The sequence below is a fragment of the Chryseobacterium sp. CS3K3.1 genome (assembly GCF_059515165.1).
On record NZ_JCAKRV010000003.1, the window covers coordinates 222651 to 248135 of the forward strand.

Consider the following 25485-nt stretch of genomic DNA (forward strand, 5'->3'; position numbering starts at 1 on the left):
ATGAAACCATTCGGAAGAAATCATATTATCATTTCAGTCATCACTTTTGTGATTCTTTTTTTAATGAATTATATCGGGAATGATCTACCTGATAAATTACAGAGAGCCTTAATGACGGCTTTTGCAGGAGTTGTTGGATTAACTATCGGACTATTTATATTAAATAAGGGCAGAAATGATAAAAATCCGCCCCAAAATTTTGATTAATTAATCTTCGTACACCACATATCTGGTTCTGATCTTTTCAAAACTTTCCAGATCTTTTTTCCATGAATCTTTAATTTCCGGAATTGATTTTCCTGCGATGATCTGTTTTCTCAATTCATCAGTTCCGGATAAAGTATCAAACCACAGATTTTTCAGGAAGAAATCCTGCTGTGGATTTTTATAGTTTTGATACGCTTTGATTACCCATTCAAGATTCAGTTCTCTTAGATCCTTAGGATAACTGGAAAGGTTTTCACCATAACACAACTTCCCGTTCAGGAAAGGATCTTTGGCACCATAACTTGGTTTAGGCGTAAACTGATAAGGCAGATTTTCCGTCCATGGAGAACCATAAATCTGGAAAGGAAGATCTGTTCCTCTTCCTACAGAAACCTGTGTACCTTCAAAAAAGCAAAGGCTTGGATATAAATTAATCGCTTTATCATTGGGTAAATTAGGAGAAGGTTTATCAAGTATTGGGTAACGTTGTTTTTTATGATAATTTTTCATCGGAACAAGCGTATATTTCGCCTGTACTTGATTTTTAAGCCATTTCTCTCCGTTTACCATCTTTCCATACTCTCCTATTGTCAGTCCATATACTACAGGAACTTCGTGAAGTCCGACAAAACTTGCCCATTTTTTCCTTAATACAGGTCCGTCCGTATATCCGTCATGCGGATTGGGGCGATCCAAAACCATGATCTCCACATTATTTTCAGCTCCGGCTTCCATCAGGTAAGACAAAGTGGAAATATAGGTATAAAACCTCACTCCAACATCCTGAATATCAAAAACAACTACATCAATTCCGGAAAGCTGTTCCGGCTTTGGCTTTTTATTATTTCCATATAGTGAAACAATGGGAATTCCTGTTTTCACATCTACTCCGTTCTTCACTTTTGCCCCTGCATCTGCATCTCCTCTGAATCCATGTTCAGGAGCGAAAATAGACTTGATTTTAATTCCGTTTTTTACCAGAAAATCAACCAGGTGGGTTTTATCACTCATTAAACCTGTCTGATTGGTTACCACCCCAATTGTTTTATTCTTTAACAGCGGCAGGTAGATTTCAGGCTGGTCGGCACCCGTTTTAAAATCCGGTTGAACTTGAGTCTGAGAATAATATTGGTTGAATACTCCTAAAAAAATTAGGCAAATCAGAAGTAAATTTTTAATTTTGAAATCTAAATTCATAAGCTTGAAATTTCCTTTATATTTCTCTAGAAAAATAGCATTTTCCAAAGATAACAAAAATAACCTTTCAAGGGTTATCATCTTCATTGGCAGGCTTTCCGTAGCTTTGGGAATTATTGTTTCCCTCATTACCGTAGCCACCGGTTTTGGTTCAAAAAAAGCTATCAAAGAAAGGCTGGCTGATTTCAGCGGACATATTACCGTAAGATCTACAAGATCCAATTCTTCATACAATACTTCTGTACTGGACAATCAGGGACTGAATATTGCCAAGATAAAAGAACTTCCCGATGTGGAAAGCACTCAAAAATATGTAACAGTTACCGGAATTATGCGTAATGAGCACAATTTCGCAGGCATTATATTTAAAGGAATCGGTAAGGATTTTGACAGTTTAAGATTTAAAAAATTCCTTATAGCCGGAACGACTCCGAAGGTAACAGAAAAAGGATTCAATAGTGATGTAGCGATTTCTCAGAAAGTAGCCAACGACCTTCATCTTAAATTGAATGACAGCATTGTAACCGTATTTTTAAAAGCTGATCAGAAGCCGCTTTACCGTAAGTTCAGAGTTATCGGAATTTACAGAACGGATATCAAGCTCATTGACGAGCAATTCGTTATCGGCGGTATCAATCATGCCAGAAAAATTCAGGATATGAAGCCTGATGAAATTGGCGGAATTGATATCTTCCTGAAGAATGTGAATGATATTGACAAAGATTTTCCTGACATTGAGAAACTGATCGGGTATAAAAATTATGCTGAGAAAGCGACAGAAAAATTCCCGCAGATTACAGACTGGATCAGTATTTTTGATACCAACATTGCTTTGATCATTATTATTATGCTTATCGTAGTGGTCATCAATATCATTATGGTTTTGCTGATCCTTATTATCGAAAGAACCAATTCTATTGGTCTTCTCAAAACACTAGGGGCAAGCAATTCACAGATAAGAGCTACCTTTATCAATTATACCCTGATTATTATGATTCCGGGACTTTTGTACGGAAATGCTATCGGATTGGGATTGATTTTAATACAGAAATTCTTTGGAGTTATCAAACTTAATCCTGAAAATTATTATGTAAGCACCGTTCCGGTAGATCTTAATCCTATTGCTATTGTCTCCATCTCAGTAGGAATTCTTATTATCTCAGGGCTGGCTTTGATTATTCCTAGCTACCTGATCAGTAAGATTTCTCCGGTGAAGGCGATTAAGTACAACTAATACGATATTTTGATATTTGATATTTGATAATTGATATTTGATATTTGATATTTGATATTTGATATTTGATATTTGATATTTGATATTTGATATTTGATATTTAAAAGTTATTAATTGTGTATCAGTTGATATCAGTGTTATCCACAACTTATCCACATGTTATCCACAATGAAGATAATTTTAAAAGCCGTATCTTTGTGCCGCTTATAAAACATTTATGAAATACGCAAAAAATATCCTTGAAACGATAGGTAACACACCGCTGGTAAAGCTTAACAAAGTATTAGGTGAAGATTTTCCGGCATTGGTATTAGCAAAAGTAGAGACCTTCAATCCCGGAAATTCCGTAAAGGACAGAATGGCTCTTAAAATGATAGAAGATGCCGAAAAAGACGGCAGATTAAAACCTGGAGGAACCATTATTGAAGGAACTTCCGGAAATACAGGAATGGGACTGGCACTGGCTGCCATCATCAAAGGATACAAATGTATCTTTGTGACTAATTCAAAACAGTCAAAGGAAAAATGTGACATTCTTCGTGCTGTAGGAGCTGAAGTAATTGTTTGCCCTACCGACGTAAAACCTACCGATCCAAGATCTTATTATTCAGTTTCAAAAAGACTGGCAAAAGAAACGGAAAACGGATGGTATGTCAACCAATATGATAACCTGTCCAACAGAGCTGCTCATTATGAATCTACCGCTCCTGAAATCTGGGAACAGACAGAAGGAAAACTGACTCATTTTGTGGTAGGAGCCGGAACAGGAGGTACAATCACCGGATGCGGAACATTCTTCAAAGAAAAAAATCAGGATATCAAAGTAATCGGAGTGGATACTTATGGCTCTATTCTGAAAGAATTCCACGAAACAGGTGAACTGCATTATGACCATGCTTACACCTATATTACAGAAGGAATCGGGGAAGATATCATTCCTGAAAACTATGATATGTCTGTAATTGACCATTTCGAAAAAGTAACGGATAAAGACGGTGCTATCTACGCAAGAAAACTGGCTAAAGAAGAAGGTATTTTCTGTGGATATTCTGCCGGAAGTGCTATTGCATCTTTGATTCAGATGAAAGATCAGTTTACAAAAGATGATGTCATTGTCGTTTTACTTCATGACCATGGTTCAAGATATGTAGGAAAAATCTACAATGATGAGTGGATGAAAGAAATGGGTTGGCTGGAAGAAAGCAAATAAGCTTAACTTATAAATAATAGAAAACGGAGCAAAATGATTTTGCTCCGTTTTTGTTTTATTGATCGGTTTTAACTTTCTCTTTCAATGTATTCTTTAGAAAGCTGTATTCTTTCTCATTCATTGATTTTCTGGGAAACATATAGCTGTATTTTCCTTCCAGAGAAATAAATTCATGAGTGCTGTCAAAATATTCAAAATCTTTCCATTCGCTGGTTTCTTTTTCGCCATCAATATTGACGATGAAAAAGTTCTTATCCAACCTGATCTCATATACTTTACATCTTTCAAGCCCGCTTAAATAATGATTCACCTGTTTTTTCCATCTTGAAACTTTATTAACGCCTACGGATAAAAAAACAGCACAAAGCAAAAATATAAAGCTTAAAAAGTATAAAATCCCAACACTTTCTTTACTCAAAAGATCTTTGAAAAGAAAAACGATGAAAACAACTACTGCTGCTGTAATGGTGGCAATCGTTTTACTTTTTGTAGTGGGTGAAAAAAGCAGACTTCCCTGATTACCGCTAAAATAAATATCTTCAAAAATTTTCCTGTCCGGTTTTAGTGTAATCACCTTTTCTTCATTCATAATTATAAAATTTGCTTTAAAAAGCTACAAAACTAAACTAAATATCTTCATATTGATCACTTATTGCAGAAAGTTTGTTCATCAATTCTCTGTTTCTGCGGTTCAGCGCATCCAGTTTTTTCAGCATATTATGAATCACTTCCAGGCCGGGCAGGTTAATTTCAAGATCATAATGCCAGTTGGCAAATTTTTCCAGGTCAGGCAGATCTTCATACATCAGATAATGAATATTGTTTTCAATCTGAATATTCAGCAGCCCGTAATCTACAAGCTCATCAAAAAAAGTAATTTCTATATTATAGATTTTTACGAGTTCTTCCCGTGATATTCTTTCACTCATAGCTTAGGAATTTTTTAGTTGTTCAAAAAGTTCTTTCTGCTTTTCGGTAAGGTTGGTTGGCAGTTTCACTTCATAGGTTACAAAAAGATCACCGTGTTCTCCTTCTTTTTTATAGACAGGGAAACCTTTTCCTTTGAGTCTTACCGTCATTCCGGTTTGGGTTTCCGGTTTTACTTTAAGGTTTACACTTCCATGGAGCGTATGTACTTTTACTTCTCCGCCCAGAACGGCTGTATACAGATCAATAGTGACTTTGGTTTTCAGATCATCACCGATTCTTTCAAAATCCGGATCAGCCGGAATATTGAAGGTAATGTATAAATCTCCATTAGGCCCTCCGTTTACTCCGGGATTCCCGTGTCCTTTTAACTTGATCTGCTGCCCGTCATATACTCCTGCAGGAATCGTGATTCTTACTTTTTTACCATTGATTTCAAAAGTTTGCGGATGAGTAGTTGCGGCGTCCCTTAAATTTAAGTTCAGTTCAGCATGAATATCCTGCCCTTTGAACTTTCCGGAAGCTCTTCCTCTGGAACTTCTGCCAAATCCACCGCCTGCACCGCCAAACATATCCTGGAAGAAATCTGAGAAATCTTCACCTCCACCAAAGTCTGCACCGGAATAACCTCCGTTATAACTTTGTTGTTGATACTGTCTTTGCTGTTGCTGCTGGGCTTTTTCGTATTCTTCGCCGTGCTTCCAGTGTTCTCCGTACTTGTCATATTTTGATCTGTTTTCCGGATTACTCAGGACTTCGTTCGCTTCATTCAGTTCCTTGAATTTCTTTTCTGCTTCTTTGTCTCCGGGATTAAGATCGGGATGATGTTTTCTAGCCAATTTTCGGTAGGCTTTTTTGATATCATCCTGTGTTGCGTTTTTATCTACGCCTAAAATTTTATAATAATCTATATAAGCCATAGAAATGAGGTTTACTCAAATTTATGAATTTTAGGTCTGAAAATTGTATAACAGAATGTTAAAAATAAACCTATCTTTGATAAAAAGCCATACATGAAAGATGTATTGAAAAACTACTCCGGAATCATATTTTTACTTTTAGGAATCATTGTTGGAAGCATCATAGGAATTGTTGCACCCGGTTTTGTGGAATACATTAAACCTTTGGGAGATATTTTTCTGAATCTTCTTTTTGTGAGTGTGGTTCCTTTAGTATTTTTTGCGGTATCCAATTCTATTGCCTCTCTGGAGCAGCAGTCTAAATTTGGAAAGATCATCCTTGTAATGGCTCTTACTTTCTTATTTTTTATTCTCACAGCAGCTGTTTTCACAATTTGTGCGGTCTATCTTTTTCCAGTTTCAGGGGTCTCTGGAAGTTCTGAGATTATTTCTGAAGCAGCCAATGAGGATACATGGGGTAACAGAATTGTAAGTTTCTTTACCGTGGGAGAATTTACAGAGCTTTTTTCAAGAAGGAATATGCTGGCTCTTCTGGTATTTGCTTTCCTGACAGGGTTTGCAGCCAGAAAAACAGGAGAAAAAGGACAGCCTTTCAGAGTGTTTATCGCTTCAGGATATGAAGTCATGAAAGAGCTTCTTTTGTTGGTGATGAAACTGGCACCTATTGGTTTGGGAGCCTATTTTGCTTATCAGGTAGCTACTTTGGGGCCACAGCTTTTTGGATTTTATGCTAAACCTTTAGGGTTATATTATATTGCAGGAGTTATTTATTTCCTCGTGTTCTTTTCTATCTATGCATTCATGGCGAATGGACAAAATGGAGTGAAAAGTTTCTGGACCAATGCGATCTACCCTACTTTAACCGCTATAAGCACTTGCAGCAGTTTTGCAACAATGCCTGCTAATTTACAGGCGGCTTCCAAAATCGGGATTCCGAATTCTATTGCCAATCTGGTAATTCCTATTGGAACGACACTGCATAAAAACGGGTCTTCAATGTCTTCGATTATCAAGATTTATGTGGCCTTTTTAATTATTGGAAAAGATTTTTTTGATCCTGCCAATCTGCTTTTAGCTTTGGGGATTACTGTTTTTGTGAGTATTGTAGCGGGTGGAATTCCTAACGGCGGGTATATTGGGGAAATGCTGATGATTTCTGTTTATAAACTACCCCAGGAAGCAATTCCTGCGGTGATGATCATCGGGACATTGGTAGATCCGTTGGCTACCGTTCTAAACGCTGTAGGAGATATCGTGGCGGCTATGTTTGTCAACCGGTTTGTCAAGGTCTGACTTTTTTGTTAAAAACACTATTCACTGCGTTTTACCGGTTCCAGGTTTTCATATTCTTCAGGAGTGAAAAGCCTGTAATGAACTTTAAACGTTTTTCCCAAAGGAGTTTCCAGTGAAAACCCACCAGGTCCGAAACCTTCTGTAACATCGAGGGTAAAATGTGAATATTTCCAGTATTCAAACAAATCGCGGTCTATCCAGAACTCATGTCCGTTGATGGTTCCGATCATAGCATCATTCATTCTGGGAAAGAAACCTCCTTTTTCAAAACATTGCGGCTGAGTTCCCTCACAACATCCTCCTGCCTGGTAAAACATCAGGGGGCCGTATTGATCTTCCAGCCTGTGAATCACTTCAAGCGCCTGCTCCGTAGCGGAAAGTCTTGATCTTTTTGTTTCCATTGTTTTTATTTTGATTTAATGCAAACCTTTAATTGACAAAAGATCCCGGTATAATAAATTAACCGGGATCATCTATACATCATCAAATTAATTTGAGCCGGCAATATCCAGAACGATTCTGCCGTCAATCTGTCCTTTTTTCATTTTATCGAATACATCATTGATATCTTCCAGTTTTGCAGGAGTAACGGTGGCTTTTACCAGTCCTTCATTGGCAAAATCCAATGCTTCCTGCAGATCTTTTCTGGTTCCTACAATAGAACCTCTCACGGTGATCCTCTTCAAAACCGTTTCAAAAATAGGGAGTTCAAAAGAGCCGGGAGGCAGGCCATTCAGAGCAATGGTACCTTTTCTTCTCAGTACATCTATTCCCTGTTTGAAAGCGATAGGTGAAACCGCAGTAATCAATGCGCCGTGCATTCCGCCGACTTCTTTATGCAAATATTCTCCAGGATCTGTGTTTTTTGCATTGACTACAAGGTCTGCACCTAATTTTTTCGCCAGTTCAAGCTTATCATCTGCTACATCAATAGCAGCAACATGCATTCCCATAGCTTTTGCATATTGAACCGCTACATGTCCCAGTCCACCGATTCCTGAAATGGCTACCCATTCGCCGGGTTTTGTTTCTGTTTCTTTTAATCCTTTGTAAACTGTGACTCCGGCACATAAAATTGGGGCAATTTCCAAAAAGTTAACATCAGATTTCAAATGTCCCACATATCTTGAGTCTGCAATGACGTATTCTGCAAATCCGCCATCTACACTATATCCTCCGTTTTTCTGTGCTTCACAAAGAGTCTCCCATCCTGTAATGCAATAATCGCAGCATCCGCAAGCACTGTACAGCCATGGAACTCCTACCGCATCTCCTTCTTTCACAAAAGCTTCCGGTCCGCAGGCTACCACGATCCCTACTCCTTCGTGTCCGGGGATGAGCGGCATCTTAGGTTTGGCAGGCCAGTCGCCATCCACAGCATGTAAATCTGTATGACAGACTCCACAGGCGATGACTTTAACAAGCACTTCATATCTTCCGGGTTCTCTTACAGGTACTTCTTCTATTTTCAAAGGTTGGCCATAGCCCTGAACTACCGCCGCTTTCATTGTTTTTGGAATCATATTTTCTTTTTTGGATTGAGTTATTTCACGTTATCAGTTTTTATCTCTGCTTCTGAACAGGTAATTTCCCTGCGTGAGGGATAGGAAGGGCGGCGAGGAACGAGCCGGTGCGCAATGCAATGGAGCACCGAAACGAAGTGCAGCCCTGGATAGCCCGACCGTTTTGCCCTGGATAAAGCCAAGGCAATCGGGCACGTCCTAAATAATAATATTAAAAGAAACCTAGCTTATTCTTGTTATAGGAAATCAGCATGTTTTTGGTTTGTCGGTAATGGTCGAGCATCATTTTATGATTCTCTCTTCCTATTCCTGATTGTTTGTAACCTCCGAAAGGTGCTCCTGCCGGATAAGAGTGATATTGGTTTACCCATACTCTACCTGCTTCAATCTGTCTTGGAATATTGTACAGCTGGTGGGCATCTCTGGTCCATACACCTGCTCCCAGTCCGTAGATGGTATCATTAGCAATTTTCACGGCTTCTTCTTCATCTTTGAAAGTGGTAAATGCCAGCACAGGCCCGAAAATTTCTTCCTGGAAAATTCTCATTTTATTATTTCCTTTGAAAATAGTCGGCTGAATGTAGTAGCCGTCTTCAAGATCTTCTCCCAGGTGATTGACATCTCCACCCACCAATACTTCTGCTCCTTCATCTATTCCCAGCTGGATATAGGAAAGGATTTTATCTTTCTGGATCTGCGAAGCCTGGGCTCCCATCATTACGGTTTTATCCAGTGGATTTCCTACTTTAATGGCTTTTACCCTTTCGATCACTCTTTCGATAAAGGCATCTGCAATTCCTTCCTGAACCAGCAGCCTTGAAGGACATGTACAGATTTCTCCCTGGTTAAGGGCGAAAAGAACAGCTCCCTCTATAGCTTTGTCTAAAAACTCATCATCTGCGTCCATTACAGAATTGAAGAAAACGTTCGGTGACTTTCCTCCCAATTCCAACGTTACCGGAATAATATTTTCTGTAGCGTATTGCATTACCAGTCGTCCGGTAGCGGTAGAACCAGTAAATGCTGCTTTGGCTACTTTCGGATTGGTAACGAGCGCTCTTCCAAGTTCTGCTCCGAATCCGTTGACAATATTAATAACTCCTGCCGGTAAAAGGTCACCAATAAGCTCCATTAATACCATAATGGAAACAGGAGTGCTTTCTGCAGGCTTTAAAACAACACAGTTTCCTGCAGCCAATGCCGGAGCCAGCTTCCATACAGCCATCAGGATCGGGAAATTCCATGGGATGATCTGTGCAATTACTCCAAGAGGTTCGTGAACAATTAAGGAAACGGTGTCTTTGTCCAGTTCGTTATGAGATCCTTCTTCTGCGCGGATCACAGACGCAAAGTATCTGAAATGATCAATAGCTAAAGGTAAATCTGCTGCCAACGTTTCTCTTACAGCCTTTCCGTTATCTATTGTTTCTACTGTAGCAAGGTATTCCAGGTTCTGTTCCATCCTGTCTGCAATTTTGTTCAGGATGATGCTTCTTTCTGTAGAAGAAGTATTTTTCCATGTCTGAAATGCTTTTTCAGCTGCATCTACAGCCAGTTCCAGGTCTTCTTTGGACGAGTGCGCTACCTGAGTGAAGTTTTTGCCATCTACCGGGGAAACCACGTCAAAATATTGTCCTTTAACGGGTGGTGTGAATTTCCCGTCAATATAGTTATCGTATCTGTTTTTAAACTCCGGGCGCTGTAAAAGCGTTGTTGATCTTGGTTCTGTAATAGTGCTCATATTAGTATTGTTTTTATTTTTCGATAACGCCAAATTACACTGAGAAGCCAGAAAGAGTATAGCACAATCGTATAAAAAAAGTGGAAAATAGTGCAAGAGGTTCAATTTTAGTATTTTATTAACAGCAACGTACACTCAAATTTTCTATATTTGAGTTACCTCTTTTTCAAAAAAATTTAGAAATGAATAACAATAGTAAGATTTTATTAAACACTCCTGAATTACGAAAGGAGAGCCAACTATTGAGTCTTGTTGAAAACCAGACGAAATTCAATCTAAACAATTGTGAGTTCAGCATTTATGAGACTCATAAGGCCGCTTTTGATGTAAAACTTCATTTTGAAAACATTGCATTTACGGCAATGCTGAGGGGTAAAAAGCATATGAAACTGGATAATAAGACCAGTTACTTTGATTATTATCCTGGAGAAAGCATTCTGGTAGCTCCGGGAGAAACAATGGTGATTGATTTTCCTGAAGCGGATGAAACTCCTACCCAATGTATTTCTTTAAGCCTTAATCCTGATTTTATTGAGGATTCTCTCAACTATCTGAATTACCATCTTCCCAAAGCAGATGAAACTTCTCATTGGAATATTCAGCTTGATGAGTATTTTCTGTTTAATAATAAAGCGCTTGCTTCTGCCACCAACAATATTATGAGAATTGCCATGGACGATAATTCTCAAAAAGATATCATGGCTGATTTTGCATTGAAAGAACTTCTGATAAGGCTGATGCAGACTCAGGCAAGGGGAATGGTGGAAAAGAATATTGTAAAAAATAAATCCAGGATAGGTTTTGCGGTGGATTATATTAAAAGAAACCTGCATCAGAAATTATCTATTGACAGTATTGCCAAGCTGGCTTATGTAAGTAAGTCGAATTTCTTTAAAATGTTCAAAGATGAGTTGGGAACATCTCCCAATGATTTCATCTTGCAGGAAAGAATCAGCAAAGCGAAGGAATTGCTGGCAAGCCGGACCAGCATTAAAGAAACCGCTTTTCAGACGGGATTTTCAGATACCAACTATTTTACAAGAGTATTTAAACAACTGGAAGGAGTAACTCCGAAAAGTTATCAGGATAAAATAATATTTCCTAAATAAAATGGTGAATATTAAAAAAAAACGAGACTGTCCGCAAAAGTACAGTCCCGTCAATTTTTGATCAGCGAACTACCATAGATCCTTATTTATAACCTTCATTTTGCTGAATAGAAGAATTAATATTAATTGCTGCCAATGGAATCGGCCATTGCCATTTGTAGCTTGAAGAAGGCAGGGTAAGTGTGGGAGCAGGAGCTCCTCCTCCTGTACTTAAGGCGCCCAGAGCAGGTCTCGTCAAACCAAGTCCTAATCTCTTGAGGGTGTACCATCTGTCATCTTCTCCCATGAGTTCCAATCTTCTTTCTTTCTGAATTTCATTCCACAACGCTATCCCTGTAAGGTTTAGAGGGGTATAATCAGAATACCTTGATTTTCTAAGAATATTAAGCAATGCAAGAGCTCGGGCAGGATTAGAGGTATAAGCTGCTTCAGCACCGTTAAGGTAAACTTCTGCCGTTCTGAGGTATTTGTAATTCACAACATTTGGTAAAGATCCTCTGGTATTATATTTTATAACATTTATATAGCTTTGGCCTGAATAGGAACTTACCTGGAAATAGGTACTTTTTCTGATATCTTTAGAGGTATACATATCATAAAAATTTTTATAAACTACAAATTCAGATTTGATAGCACCTCCCACAATCTGATTATATGAAACACCCACTGTAACCTTTTCTGCATCAGAATTCAGTATTTCAAGCAAAGTTCCGTCCTGATTGGTATTGTTCCAGACTGACGGGAAGTTATCAATTGACCCTACACTTGGTGAAAGAGCAATCGATTCTTCCGCTGTCTGAAGCGCTTTTGTATTATCTCCTCTGTAAAGATACACTCTTGAGAGTAAACCATCTATTGCAGCTTTATTAAGCCTGCCTTTCGTAAATGGTGCAGCAGTGTCATTTGTCTGAGGAATATTGATTCTTGCAAACTCCAGATCTCCTATAATTTTATCATAAACCTGAGCTACGGTCAGATCTCTCGTTACCGGACTATTGGAGGTAGTTGTCATATATGCTATTCCTAAAGAGCTGTTGGCATCCGCAGACTGAGTAGGTATTTTGCAATATGCTCTTACAAGATCAAAATGAATAATTCCTCTTAGGGCTCTTGCTTCTGCCTCAACTTTCAAGGCATCAGCGGGGGAAAGAATTCCTTTACCCAGATTTTCCAAAACAAAATTAGCTCTCGAAATTGCCTGGTATGCTGCGCTATACAGAGCTGTAGTCTGACCATCGTCGGCACCAAATTCTAAAATCCAGGCTCTGTTATTGGATAATCTGCCTGAAGGGCTCTGAATTAAATTATCAGATGTGATATCTGCCATAATATTCTGGTTCCCACTATCGCCTGAGAAATAGCCTGTTTCTTTCATAGCATCATAGATTCCGTCTAATGCCAATCTGTAATCCGAAGAGGTTTGAAATGCCTGATCAGACAATGTATTTTTACTTGAATACTGATCCAAATCTCTTTCGCAAGAAGCTGCAGTTAAGAGAGAAAGGAATAATCCCGATATAATTAACTTTTTCATTTTTTTTACATTTTAAAAATCTACCTGAATACCGAACATAAACTGTCTGACAGCCGGATAACCAAATTGTGCAAATGATCCTGCCACATAGGTTTGACCAGCCTGCAGCTGACTCTCTCCTGACCCTACTGCTACCTCCGGATCTCCTTTAAAACTGGTCCACGTTAATAAATTCTGAGCCTGCACATATATTCTTAATGAGTTGAGCGGAACTTCATTGCCCAGACTTTTTTTACTGAAAGTATAGCCAATCATCAAGGTCCGGAATCTCAGATAATCTGATTTTTCCAGAAACTGATCAGATGCTCTCAGTCCTAAAGTCGTCGGTTTTGGCAGTACATCGGTATCTCCGGGATTTTTCCAGTAATTAAATGCATCTACACTCATATTATTTTTTCTGTTGGAAGGATTCTGCAACATTTGTGACTGATAATTATAGGTATACGCACCTGTTTTGAAAGAAAAGTCTGCGGAAAGATCAAATCCATACGCTTCAAGGCTTAGCCCGAATCCCCCAAAAAATTTTGGCAGCGGGCTTTTATCTGTGATATCCTTTTTATCCAAAGTGGCATTGTAAACATCTGTGGCTGTTCTTCCATTCACTGAATAAAAATTTTCTCCTATATCCGGGGTTGTTCTGTCTGTATAGTACAGTGCTTTTCCATCAGCAGAATTTACTCCGGCATATTCTACCAGCCTGTAGAAATAAGGTGTTTCCCCTACCTTTAAAGAGGTTTCGCCTAAATTTCTCTGTGTATTTATGCCATCAAGAGAAATTATTTTAGCTCTTTGCCAGGAAGCGTTGCCTCGTAATGAGAGTTTTATATTTTCCTTTTTGATGACATCAAAGGTAAATTCTGTCTCAATTCCTTCAGTACGCATATTACCAAGGTTTTGGTAGATAGAATAATTTCCCGATTCGTAAGGCATAGGCAGGAGCTGGATAAAATCTTTACGGTCCGAGCGGTATACTTCAGCAGCACCTCTGAATCTGCTTTTCAGAAATGCAAAATCAAATCCTAAATTGGTTGTTCTGTTGGTTTCCCATTTAATATCAGGATTCCCTATAACATCTGTGGGAATCATCGTTCCTCCTGTTCCGTAATCTCCATACGCCACATATCCTATATTGGCATAATTGGGTATATTTCTGTCATTCCCGGTAATCCCATACGATGCCCTTAGTTTAAGGTCATTAAAAAAGCTTTGGCTGAGAAAATCTTCCTTACCGATATTCCATGCTACACTGCTGCTCCAGAAAACCCCTGATTTGCTATTGGCACCGAATTTCGAGCTTTTGTCCTGACGAATAGAAGCTGTGACTAAGTATTTCTTCTGATAATTATATTCAAAAAGACCTAATAATGAAAACAGGGTACTTCTTATCTTACTTCCTGTAAAGGTATTTTTATCTGACGGAGTGGTGTTTGAAGGTACATCAGAATTGGGATTTTTATAGTTGGTACCACTTGCTGTAATATCTTCTGTAAATTCATTGCTAAACTCTACAATACCTGTTGCACCCACATAGTGATCGTTCAACTGTTTCCTGAAATCCAACCGGTTTCCATAAATATAATTGAATGTGTAGAATGTTGATTTGGTCAGTTTGCCTAATCCGTTGGCTCCGTTGGTAGTAATATCTAATTGTGAACCTTTTTTAACATTTGTAGTATTTACCAGATTGTCATATAAAGAATTAAAGTACATTCTGTAGGACAATCCGTCATTGAATTTATACTCTCCAAATATATTTCCGGATACCCTTAATCGTTGTTCAATATCGGGTACATTTCTTAATGATTCAACCACATTTGATCCTGCTCTCAGTTTTATATTGTAGGATCCGTCAGAATTATATACCGGCTCAAACGGATTGTACCTGTACATTGCACCAAACGGGCTTTGGGTATTATTTCTGTCGCGAATATTCTGAGTATTCTGGTAGGCAGCCCCCAGGTCTAACCCTACTTTTAGTCTGTCACTTAGGTTATTTTCAAAATTAAACCTTCCTGTATATCTGTCAAGACCATTTATATCACGTACAATACCATCGTCTTTATCATATCCGAGAGAGTAGTAGAATTTATTTTTAGCACCTCCACCTCTTGCAGAAAGCAGATAACTCTGAAGAAAAGATGTTCTTAAAATATCTTTTTGCCAGTTATGGTCTAGCTTCAGAAGAGCTTCTTCATCCGCAGGGGTATAAACCGGCAGCCCACCAAGCCCGAGTGCGTTCATTTCTCTTTCATATTGCAGTTTTTGGGCAGAATTCATCATTTCGAAATTAAGTTCTTTATCAGAAATTTTTTCTGAAAATCCGAGCCTGCTTTCAAATGAATACTGAGTTCTGCCACTTCTACCCTTTTTTGTAGTGACAACAATCACTCCATTTGCTCCTCTTGAGCCATACTGGGCAGTTGCTGCGGCATCTTTAAGCACGACCATGCTTTCGATATCATTTCCATTAACTGCGCTGAATTGTCTGGCTGTCATATAAATTCCATCGACGACATATAAAGGTTCTGAACTTCCGCTAAAGCCTGCAATACCACGAATATTAATTTCAGCAGCAGCTCCCGGCTGTCCGTTTTTAGCCTGTACAAATACTCCAGAAGCACGCCCCTGAAGCATATTACCTATAGAAGTTGCGGGAGTTTGGGTTTTTAACTCATCAGCCGTAATAACAGATTGAGCCTGGGCAATTTCATCTTTGGTCTTTTTTTGATACCCTGTTACAATAACTCCTTCGATTTCATTCCGGATGGTATCATTTTTTGTTTTCTGTGCATACACCGTATGTCCCGAAAAGAACAAAACACCTACACTTAATGCATAAAGTTTAACATTCATATTTAACACATTTTAATATCCATAGACAAATATGTTAATAAACGCAAACAGAAACAAACATTAAACAACTGACAAACAATAACTTAAACTGCAATAATTTCGTTAAAAAAGCAATTTTAAAAAATCAAACATGAAGTGATTTGAAAAAAAGAAAAAAAAATACCGAACAACTTAATCTTAACACAATATTAAGAAGTTTTTAAAAATTTAGTAAGGTTAGCCTTAGTGCAAATAATTAACTAAAAAAATCAGTACAAAAATTAATTATAATAAATAAAATACCGTTTTCCACTGGTTAAATCCATAAAAATAGCAATAAAATGGTCCAAATAATAGAAATATAATTCATTATTTAAAGCAATATCACCATTTCTTTGCATTCGCTTTTCAACTTTTAATTCCTGATCTTCCATAACATAAGCGAACTGACTGTCAATTTATTTCAGGACGGGACAAAAAAAATAAAAGCATTCCATATAATGAAATGCCTTTACTTTTGATATTAAAATATATTATTTCCGAGTCTACAATTTTACTTCCTATAAGAATAGGGTTCCTCAAAAATCAAATATGATTAATACTTATCATTCTGCTTAATGTTCGGATTCGCCTGAATAGCAGTGATAGGAATAGGCCACTGCCACTTGTAGCTTCCGGCTTCAAGAGTCTGTGCAACTGCAGGGGTACCTGTACCATCAAAAAGATCTCCTTTACCTGATCTCTGAACGGCAAGGTTTAATCTCTTCAGTGTATACCATCTGTCATTTTCAAATGCAAGCTCCAGTCTTCTTTCTTTCAGGATAGCATCTAAAAGTGCCTGTCCTGTTTCTGTACCAGGAGTAAATGTATTATATCTTTCAGCTCTTAACTTGTTTAGTAAAACAAGAGCCTGTGCACCATTACCTGTTCTGTAATATGCTTCAGCCACATTTAGTAATACTTCAGCTCCTCTTAAATATTTAATTGAAACAATGTTAGCAGGACCTCCGTTTCCTGAATATTTTGTTACATGATTATAATTTTGTTTGCTGTATACACTGGTAGTGAAATAAACAGGTTTTCTCACATCATTATCTGTATATGAGGTATACAGATCATAATCCACAACAAATTCAGATCTTAGGGCCGGAACTGATTGATTATATGCAACACCTACCGTATTTTGTTCTGATGCCGCATTTAACACCTGGAATAAAATTCCGTCAACATTCTTAGCATTATTTTCTTCTTTCCACAGTGAAGTAAAATTTTTCTTTTCAGTAATGCCTGGTGAAAGTCCTAATGCCAGCTCTCCATATTCTACAGTCTTAGCATAGTCTCCTTTGTATAGGTATACTCTTGATAATAAACCATAGATAGCAGCTTTACTTAGTCTTCCTTTATCGGCATCATTTTGTGTAATATTATCAGCACCGAATAATAAATCAGCTATAATCTTATCATAAACTTGTTCAACAGTTAAATTTCTGGAACCTGTATTGTTGAGAGGCTCATATTTTTCAGCGTAATAAATTCCGATACTGGATTTTGCATCTGCAGATTGAGTCGGGATCTTAGAATACGCTCTTACAATATCAAAATGAGCTATTGCTCTTAATGCTCTTGCTTCAGCTTCCAGATTCGTTTTCTGTGTTCCGGATAATACACCGTTATTGATATATTTCAAAACGAAGTTAGTTCTGCTGATCACAAGGTAAGCAGCACTATACAATCCTGTCGTTTGTGAATTATCTGATGAGAATTCGAAGTTCGAAGCAGCCAGATTGGTATTTCTACCTGTAGTTGTACGAACAAGATTATCAGTAGTAAGATCTCCCATGATAAGCTGGTTTCCTGTATCACTCGTATAATACCCGGCTCCTTTAAGCGCTGTATAGGCACCATCCATAGCTTGTCTGAAAGTTTCAGGTCTGGTCATTGCCTGCTCCTGATCTTCATTGATTGATGAGATTTGATCTAAATTTCTGTCGCAAGACGTTAACGAAACAAAGATGGTTAACGCAGCTAAACTTATTTTTATTATATTCTTTTTCATAAGGCTATTCAATATTAAAATTCTAATTGCAGTCCTACCAGAATTGTTCTTACAGCAGGGTAAGTATAAAGGTTATATGATCCTGGAACGAACAAAGCTGCAGATTCATCTGATCCTACTGAAACTTCAGGTTCTCCGTGGAATTTAGTCACTGTAAATAGGTTTTGTCCCTGTACATATGCTCTAAGCTTATTGATTGGAGATCCTTCTCCAAGGAACGCTTTATCAAATGTGTATCCTAATGTAAGTGATCTTAATCTTAAGTAATCTGATTTTTCTATCCACTGATCAGAATCACGCATACCGTTTGAGTCAACTTTCTGGAATACTCCTGTATCTCCAGGGTTTTGCCAAACCTGAGCAGCAGCCTGAGCCATGTTTCTTCCAGCAACAGCCAATGTTGGATCAACAGCAGCAGCATACATGTTGTTATAAGTATAACCACCTAGCTTGAATGAGAAATCTGCACTGAAATCAAGTCCTTTGTACTGAACTGTTGTTCCAAAACCACCAAAACTTTTTGGGAATGGAGATTTATCCGTAATAGGAACTGCATTGGATGCACTGTAAACATCAGTAACATTACCTTCTTTATCATAATACAGAGCTTTTCCGTTGCTTGGATCTACTCCGGCAAATCTTACATTATAGAATACGTATGGAGACTCTCCTACTTTTAAATAAGTATCTCCTAAGTTTCTTTCAGTCTGTCCGTCTGCTAACTTGTCAAGAACAGATTTCTGGAAAGAAATGTTAGCATGTAAATTCCACTGGAAATCTTTCTGCTTAATTACATCTACACTAAGTTCAACTTCAAGACCTTTCTGAGACATATCCCCTGCATTGATATACTGATAGTACCCTCCTTCCTGTTTATCCAAAGGTACAAGCTGTACGAAGTCTTTTCTCTTGTTCTGATATACTTCTACGGATCCACGAACTCTTCTGTTCCACATTGTGAAATCTACCCCTAAGTTGGTAATTGCATTAGATTCCCATTTCAGGTTGCTGTTACCAATGATATAATAGCCTTGTGAAGATGTTCCGGGATATGAAGTACCGTTAGTACCATATAAACCGTAGCTGATATTGTTTACGTTAAAATAATCCGGTAAGGTACCGTCGTTACCTGTTGTACCGTAAGATCCTCTAAGTTTTAAATCATTAATAAAACCACCTTTCATGAATTCCTCCTTCGCAATATTCCATGCTGCACTTGCAGACCAGAAAATACCACTTTGGTTATTGGCACCAAATCTTGATGAAGCATCTCTTCTCAATGATCCTGTCACCAAATATCTACCTTCGTAATCATAGTTTAACATCCCCGCTAAACTGAACAGGGTATTTCTTACTTTAACCCCTGTAAATGTATTTCTGTCAGAAGGTGTTGTGATTGATGGAACATTGATTACCGGAGATTTCAATCCGTAAGCTCCACCATTCATTGTTTCATTGTAGTTATCGTTATATTCGATAAATCCTAAGAAATCAAAGTTGTGACCTCCATATGATTTTTTATAATTAATGGAGTTATTCCAGGTATAGTTAAATGTGTAGAATGAGTCTTTGTTCAATGAACCTGTAGGAACTTTGTTCACTGTAATATCCAGGTTTGAACCTTTTTGCATCCATCGAGTTCTCATGTACCAATCGAAAAGTCCATTAAAGTTTGATTTAAACTTCAGTCCATCGATAATTTTATATTCAGCAAATAAAGTTACCGGAATTCTCAGTCTCTGATCATCTGATCTATTAGTACGGATCTGCTCAACAACGTTAGAACCAGCTCTCATGGTTTGGTTGTAGCTGCCATCTGCATTATAAACCGGCTCATAAGGCGCATATTTATACATAGCTGCAAATGGGTTCTGCGTATTGTTTCTGTCTCTGAAATTCTGCGTTTCCTGATACTGAACCCCCAGGTTAATACCAACGTTCAGTTTTTCACTCAGTTTATTGGTAAATCCAAAGTTACCAGTATATCTTTTAAGACCATCAATGTCTCTGATAATTCCATTGTCAGAATCATATCCTAAAGAGTAATAGAAAGTACTCTCTCTGGAACCACCCTGTGCACTGAATAAATAAGACTGGATGCTTGAAGGCTTCAACAGGTCTTTTTGCCAGTTGTGGTCATAGGCAGCAAGTAGATCTATTTCCTGTTGAGATCTTGGTTTGAATCCAAGATATCCCAATTGATTCTGGAAATCCATCAGCTCCCTGGAGTTCATCATAGTGTAGTTTTTGTCTCTCAGCTTTTCACTGAAACCAAACTTGGTTTCAAATGAATAATGAGTTTTTCCGGCTTTACCGGCTTTAGTAGTTACTACCACTACCCCATTTGCTCCTCTTGCTCCATACTGCGCTGTAGCAGCAGCATCTTTAAGAATTGAAATCGATTCTACGTCTGCAGGGTTGATTGCACTGAACTGTCGTGCAGTCATGTACATCCCGTTTACTACATAAGTAGGTTCTGAAGAACCACCAACACCGGCAATCCCTCTTACCTGGATGGTAGCAGCAGCACCTGGCTGCCCGGTAGTACTTTGTACAAATACCCCTGAAGCCCTACCCTGTAAAGAGTTACCGATAGATGTTGTAGGAGAGTTTCTTCTGATTTCATCACCACCAACAACAGCCTGAGCCTGGGTAATTTCATCTGCTTTTTTCTTCTGGTATCCAGTAACGATTACTTCATCGATCTTATTCTCCTTCAGAACAGAATCATTCTTAGATTTTTGTGCAAAAGCAGCTTGTCCTAAAAAAAACAAAGCTCCGGCACTTAATACATGCAACTTCACATTCATATTAACAGATTTTAATATATTCAAGCGACAAATATGTCGATAAATATCTATAACATCAATTCGCTGAATGCTGAAAACGCGCTTCCAGAACGGAGAGATTCACATTCATCTTAAAAAAATGATGAGGAATCATTTTGAAAATATTTAAAAATTTAACAAAAAATAAGTCAATTTATATATTAACGGAATTTTAATAAATTTTAAAATTAAAATCAATTTACATTAATTTAAAAAAAATGATTAAAAAAATAAACCTCGACAATCAATCGTAAAGTAAAAAATACATTTAAATAATTCACCAATTGGAAGAAAATGGAGTAAAAAACAGGCTTTCATCTTAAATTTTATATAAAAAACAGCCTTCCGCAAACAGAGAATTCCTGTTTCAGAATTTTTTGTTCATCACAACAGTAAAAAAAACCGTTCATTTACTGTTTACTGAGTTCAAATAAATTGTAGAGAATTTCACACAGCATTTATTGTTATTTTGTGACTGTCTCGTTATTAAAATTACAAATAATCCAACTGTAAAATACTATAATATTTCTATAGATAAAAAAGTAAAGCATCCCGAAGTATGAGATGCTTTTATACAATTTTACTGAGAATATAGTTACTTCTGATAATGATAGTATCTTGCTCCAATTAAAACAGGATTTTCTGTTTCGATAGCGACAAGTCCAAATCCTTTGTAATTTTTATTTACAGAATCTTTCAGCTGTTTTCTGTGAAGCTTTTCATAGGTTTCAAAGTCCACAGCGGTTCTTTTCTTCAAACTTTCAAACAAATTCCATTTTTCTACTACCTTTCTCCAGTTCCCGGACAATTTTCCGGCAAACACCTTTGATTTTGAGCCACTTCCGTACCCTACAAAGCCAATTTCTTTTCCTGAAAGTTCTTCATTTTCGTTAAAAGATGTCTGTAAAGCAGAAAGAAATGCCATAAAAATAGAAGCGGTGTACATATTTCCGATCTCAGAAGAAGCTCTCTGGGTCTTTTCTATTTTATCATTGATTAATTTCAGATAATTTTCTGACTTGGCAATTGCTTTCTGTTCATCAGCCGTTTCATAGGAAAGACCGTTCTCAAGACTGTAGATTTCTGTGAAAACTCTTTTTCCGTGGAAGGCATAAGGAAGATGGAAGATAATATACTCCCAGTTTTCATATGGTTTATCCTGTCCTGTCAGTTCTTTATAATGATAATAAGCTTCTTTTATTCTATCCTGATAGCATTGGTTAGAATATTGTCCGTCAAAAACCGGCTCATCTGTGAAAACTTCAATCTTTTCGGGATATGTTTCAGGAGCCCCATTCAAGTCTTCTTTTTTATATGATCTCCTGGGTTTGAAAAAATCAAAAACACTTTCCGAAGCAACTCCCCAATTATTTTCAATTTCAAGAAGGTCCGGTTTGGATGAAACCAAAAGGGCTACCGCACCACCTCCCTGTGTATATTCTCCTGAAGAAGCCAATTCATATTTTGCATAATCACTGGCAATCACTACTGCTTTTTTATCGGGATTCACCCTCACAAAGTCCAGAGCGTTGTGTAACGCATCTACTCCTCCTACACAGGCAAAAGTCATATCAAGCACATCACAGTTTCTGAAACATCGGGTTCCCCATTCATCTTCCAGTACTTTTTCCACCATTTGTACAGCATAGGAAGCTGTAGGTTTTGCTGCATCCACAGCACTTTCTGTTCCCAGATATACTCTTGCTATTTCCTTAGGATTGATCTCATAATCTTTTATAAGCTTCAGTAATGCTTCTGCTGCAAAAGTGGCAGCGTCTTCGTGAACATCAGAAAGTCCCATTTTATGAAGACCCAGGCCTTTTTCCAATTTCGCCGGCTCTATCCCTCTTTTTTCTGCTAAATCCTTAATCTCCAAATATAAACCAGGCACATAATAACCCGCTGCTTCAATTCCAAAACTCATAATTGTCTAAATTTTAAACGAATTTATGAAAGATAATGCAAAAAACGGTGGTAAAAAATGCTAATTTTTGCAACATCATTAAAAACCAATGCGTTTTAAAATATAATACAGTAATCCAGAAACCTTTAACAGTAAAAAAGAAAGCCGGTAAATTTACCGGCTCCTTTCTTTATTTATAATTTTCAATAGCTTTATTGAGAACATCAATCTGCTTGTTGATACTTGCTGCGTTTTGCGGATTCTGTTTCAGCAGTTCCATTTTTTTGCTCAAGCCATCTTTCAGCATCTGAACCATCATCATTTTAGCCTGTGGATTGTCTGCCATTTGGTTTTTGGCATATCCTGCTATTTTAGTAACGCTTTCAGTTGCTTTCAGGTTATCGGAAGTCATGATCCAGTTGAAACCGTCTTCTGCTGCTTTTCCCAATTCCGGATTCTGGAATTTAATGAACGGATAGAAAGTAGCAAGAGGTGCAATATTTTCGATCTGTGAAGTAATCCTGTTCTTTACAATAACAGGAAGCAATTGTGCCTGCAATTCTTCTGAAGCACCTTTCATATCAATTTTATCAGCAAGACTGTTTGCTCTTGACGGATCAATAGAAAGAAGCGCACCCATCGAACTTCCTTTTACTGCATTGGAAACAGCACTTACTCCTTTTTCAAATAAAGGAAGGTATTTTTTGTCTTTTGTTTTTCCTAAAGCAGCAATAGCCGCAGCCTGAGTTAATGTTTTTGGATCATTGGAAGCCAGTTTTTCAACTTCAGCACCCAATGCTTTCATTTGTTCAGGATTGGTAAGGTCTATTAAGTTTAATGCTTTTATTCTTACTCTGAAGAAAGGATCTTTTAATGCAGCAGCCAATAATTTTACAGCGGCAGGACTTTTCCCGGCCTGATCTTTAATTCCGTTTAGAGCCAGATATCTGCTTTTAAATTCCTTGGAGTTGGTAAACTGCATCAGATTCTGTTCCGAAGTTTTAGTATCCGTAATATCAGCCAGTAAAACTCCGTCTGCATTGATATTGACGAGATCCGGTGTTTTAGAAACATCAAAACTGAACGTATTTTTTGCTTCCGCATTTACCCAGACATTATACCTTTTGGGTTTTCCATTGTCATAGACATCAATAGCCAGAGGAAATTCAAATGGTTTTTCCTGAGTTTGATTAATGGTTACAGCAACCTGTTTTTTTACCGGCTCAAAGGTGGATGAATAATTAATCTTTGGGTTTCCGCTTCCAAAATACCATTGATTAAAGAACCAGTTTAAGTCTTTCCCGGAAACTTTTTCAAAAGAGAGTCTTAATTGATGGGCCTCAGCATTCTGATATTCATTGGTTTTCAGATAATCGTTCATTCCGACAAAGAAGGCATCATCTCCAAGATAGTTTCTCAGCATATTTAAAATGCCACCTCCTTTCTGGTATGTTACAAGATCAAAAACATCTTCACGGGATTCGTAATTGAATCTCACCAGATTTTTATTAAAATCGGATGGATTATGAAGATAATTATTCACATCTGTCATCAGGTGATAATCTGCCTGGTCTTTTCCGTACTTGTATTCATTCCAAAGATATTCGGAGTAGTTGGCAAAAGATTCATTGACAGTAAGGTTGCTCCAGCTTTCTGCCGTTACCAGATCTCCAAACCAATGATGGAACAATTCATGGGCAATGGTATCTTCCCATGTGTTTTCATCGATAAGCTGACCCGGTTTCTGAAGGATATCACTTCCATGAAGAGTGGCTGTGGTATTTTCCATTGCACCACTTACATAATCTCTTCCGGAAATCTGGGCATATTTCGCCCATGGATAGTCATAATTCAGCTTTTTGGAGAAAAAGTCGATCATTTCCGGAGTATTTCCGTAGATCTGTTTAGCATAAGGCTCGTATTCCTTTTCAATATAATAATCAACAGGAATGTTTTTCCATTTGTCTTTTACGATGGCATATTCTCCAACGCCCATAAAGAAAAGATAAGTAGAATGTCTCTTGTCCATCACCCAATGATCGGTTCTAAGTCCGTTGGATTCTTTTTTAGAATCTTTCATAAGACCGTTGGAAAGCGTTACATATTTATCAGGAACTGTCATATAGATTTCCTGTGTTGTCTTTTGGTTGGGTTTATCAATAGTAGGAAACCATGCCGAAGAAGATTCTGTTTCTCCCTGTGTCCAGATTTGTATTGGTGTGTTGGGATCTGTCCCCTGAGCGTTTATGAAATACAAACCTTTCGCATCATTGATTGCCATGCTTCCCTGTTGTTTCACTTCATTCGGGCGGGAGGTATATTTGATGTAAACGGTATAATCCTGATTTCTCTGATAGGTTTTATCCAGCGTAATTTTTAGAACATCATCTTTGTATTCGTATTTTAAAGGAGACTTTTTGCCGTTGTTATCAAGAGCCACTTCATGAATCAGCATTCCTTTTGCATCAAGGGTAAGCTCATTGGTGGCATAGAAGTAAGGTGATGCGGTAAGCCATTCTTCCCCATTCATCTGTTCTTTCTGATAATCGAAATTCACTTTCAGCTTTGTGTGCTTAAGCTCTGTTACTTTCGTGTGGGTAGCTCTGTATACTTTTTCTCTTCCTGAAGTGTCGGTTTGTGCTGATACATTGGCGGAAAATAAAATTCCAAGTATAGCAATTGATAAAATAGCCTTTCTCATCGGTCTGCTTTATTATTTTTTAGAATTATTTTTTTATGATGATGTCGAAAATATCATTGACAAGGGTTTCATAGTCGCCCTTTTTAAGCTGTTCCTTCGTTTTTGCAAACGCTTTTTTGAGTTCACTTTCCGGGTTTTCGTCATCCACTATTTCTGCGGATGCCACACCTTTCAGCTGAAGTACAGCATTTTTCAGTACTTCAATATCTGCATTTTCTTCAATATTAATTTTTAAATACTTCATAATCTGTTCTTAAGCATTTGATATTT

The 25485-nt window shown here is 37.6% G+C and carries 19 protein-coding genes; 5 read left to right on the plus strand and 14 right to left on the minus strand.

Going from position 1 to position 25485, the window contains the following annotated elements:
• A complete protein-coding gene (locus AC5YGI_RS04890; RefSeq protein WP_089690129.1) occupies positions 1-207 on the plus strand; it encodes a hypothetical protein in 207 nt (68 codons plus the stop codon).
• Here AC5YGI_RS04890 and AC5YGI_RS04895 read toward each other — a convergent pair whose 3' ends face one another.
• Complete coding sequence (locus AC5YGI_RS04895; protein WP_137905905.1) at positions 208-1404, minus strand: exo-beta-N-acetylmuramidase NamZ family protein; 1197 nt, start codon at positions 1402-1404, stop codon at positions 208-210.
• A 4-nt stretch (positions 1405-1408) separates the two neighbouring features.
• Between AC5YGI_RS04895 and AC5YGI_RS04900 the strand changes: the two genes are divergently transcribed.
• Together AC5YGI_RS04900 and AC5YGI_RS04905 are read left to right on the plus strand one after the other, a co-directional pair.
• Entirely contained in the window at positions 1409-2638 is a 1230-nt protein-coding gene (locus AC5YGI_RS04900; protein ID WP_110010172.1) for an ABC transporter permease, read from the plus strand.
• A gap of 217 nt (positions 2639-2855) precedes the next feature.
• On the plus strand, positions 2856-3848 hold the full coding sequence (locus AC5YGI_RS04905) for a PLP-dependent cysteine synthase family protein (protein WP_105701725.1): 993 nt from the start codon (positions 2856-2858) through the stop codon (positions 3846-3848).
• 55 nt (positions 3849-3903) lie between these two features.
• Here the strand turns inward: AC5YGI_RS04905 and AC5YGI_RS04910 are convergent, their stop codons facing one another.
• From AC5YGI_RS04910 to AC5YGI_RS04920, 3 genes are read right to left on the minus strand one after another with little or no spacing between them, the layout of a single operon-like run.
• A complete protein-coding gene (locus tag AC5YGI_RS04910; protein ID WP_330747298.1) occupies positions 3904-4437 on the minus strand; it encodes a hypothetical protein in 534 nt (177 codons plus the stop codon).
• A 37-nt stretch (positions 4438-4474) separates the two neighbouring features.
• Complete coding sequence (locus tag AC5YGI_RS04915; RefSeq protein WP_079242769.1) at positions 4475-4777, minus strand: chaperone modulator CbpM; 303 nt, start codon at positions 4775-4777, stop codon at positions 4475-4477.
• 3 nt (positions 4778-4780) lie between these two features.
• Positions 4781-5695, minus strand: coding sequence for a DnaJ C-terminal domain-containing protein (locus AC5YGI_RS04920; RefSeq protein ID WP_110010175.1), 915 nt, complete (start codon positions 5693-5695; stop codon positions 4781-4783).
• 93 nt (positions 5696-5788) lie between these two features.
• Here AC5YGI_RS04920 and AC5YGI_RS04925 point away from each other — a divergent pair, with 93 nt between their 5' ends.
• The gene (locus AC5YGI_RS04925; RefSeq protein ID WP_137905907.1) at positions 5789-6988 is read left to right on the plus strand and encodes a dicarboxylate/amino acid:cation symporter; all 1200 of its coding nucleotides are present in this window, start codon (positions 5789-5791) and stop codon (positions 6986-6988) included.
• A 17-nt stretch (positions 6989-7005) separates the two neighbouring features.
• On the opposite strand, the gene AC5YGI_RS04930 is transcribed toward AC5YGI_RS04925, so the two are convergent.
• From AC5YGI_RS04930 to AC5YGI_RS04940, 3 genes are all read right to left on the minus strand, one after another.
• Complete coding sequence (locus AC5YGI_RS04930; RefSeq protein ID WP_330747301.1) at positions 7006-7389, minus strand: DUF779 domain-containing protein; 384 nt, start codon at positions 7387-7389, stop codon at positions 7006-7008.
• Positions 7390-7476: 87 nt separating this feature from the next.
• Positions 7477-8511 carry an alcohol dehydrogenase AdhP gene (gene adhP, locus AC5YGI_RS04935; RefSeq protein ID WP_110010178.1) on the minus strand — a complete coding sequence of 345 codons (1035 nt, stop codon included), beginning with the start codon at positions 8509-8511 and terminating at the stop codon, positions 7477-7479.
• 211 nt (positions 8512-8722) lie between these two features.
• Positions 8723-10252 (minus strand): aldehyde dehydrogenase family protein, encoded by a 1530-nt coding sequence (locus AC5YGI_RS04940; RefSeq protein WP_330747302.1) that lies wholly within the window; start codon positions 10250-10252, stop codon positions 8723-8725.
• Positions 10253-10434: 182 nt separating this feature from the next.
• Here AC5YGI_RS04940 and AC5YGI_RS04945 point away from each other — a divergent pair, with 182 nt between their 5' ends.
• Positions 10435-11361, plus strand: coding sequence for an AraC family transcriptional regulator (locus AC5YGI_RS04945; RefSeq protein WP_454510343.1), 927 nt, complete (start codon positions 10435-10437; stop codon positions 11359-11361).
• An 82-nt stretch (positions 11362-11443) separates the two neighbouring features.
• Here the strand turns inward: AC5YGI_RS04945 and AC5YGI_RS04950 are convergent, their stop codons facing one another.
• The 7 genes from AC5YGI_RS04950 to AC5YGI_RS04980 form a co-directional block, all read right to left on the minus strand.
• Positions 11444-12895, minus strand: coding sequence for a RagB/SusD family nutrient uptake outer membrane protein (locus AC5YGI_RS04950; RefSeq protein WP_330747304.1), 1452 nt, complete (start codon positions 12893-12895; stop codon positions 11444-11446).
• Between the two features lie 12 nt (positions 12896-12907).
• Entirely contained in the window at positions 12908-15748 is a 2841-nt protein-coding gene (locus AC5YGI_RS04955; protein ID WP_330747305.1) for a SusC/RagA family TonB-linked outer membrane protein, read from the minus strand.
• A 574-nt stretch (positions 15749-16322) separates the two neighbouring features.
• Positions 16323-17783, minus strand: coding sequence for a RagB/SusD family nutrient uptake outer membrane protein (locus AC5YGI_RS04960; protein ID WP_496167684.1), 1461 nt, complete (start codon positions 17781-17783; stop codon positions 16323-16325).
• A 14-nt stretch (positions 17784-17797) separates the two neighbouring features.
• Complete coding sequence (locus AC5YGI_RS04965; RefSeq protein ID WP_496167685.1) at positions 17798-20593, minus strand: SusC/RagA family TonB-linked outer membrane protein; 2796 nt, start codon at positions 20591-20593, stop codon at positions 17798-17800.
• 613 nt (positions 20594-21206) lie between these two features.
• Entirely contained in the window at positions 21207-22535 is a 1329-nt protein-coding gene (locus AC5YGI_RS04970; RefSeq protein WP_496167687.1) for a hydroxymethylglutaryl-CoA synthase family protein, read from the minus strand.
• A gap of 169 nt (positions 22536-22704) precedes the next feature.
• Positions 22705-25215 carry a M1 family metallopeptidase gene (locus AC5YGI_RS04975; protein ID WP_496167689.1) on the minus strand — a complete coding sequence of 837 codons (2511 nt, stop codon included), beginning with the start codon at positions 25213-25215 and terminating at the stop codon, positions 22705-22707.
• Positions 25216-25240: 25 nt separating this feature from the next.
• Positions 25241-25459: a hypothetical protein gene (locus tag AC5YGI_RS04980; RefSeq protein ID WP_110010187.1), complete on the minus strand. Its 219-nt coding sequence runs from the start codon at positions 25457-25459 to the stop codon at positions 25241-25243.
• Positions 25460-25485 lie beyond the last annotated feature (26 nt).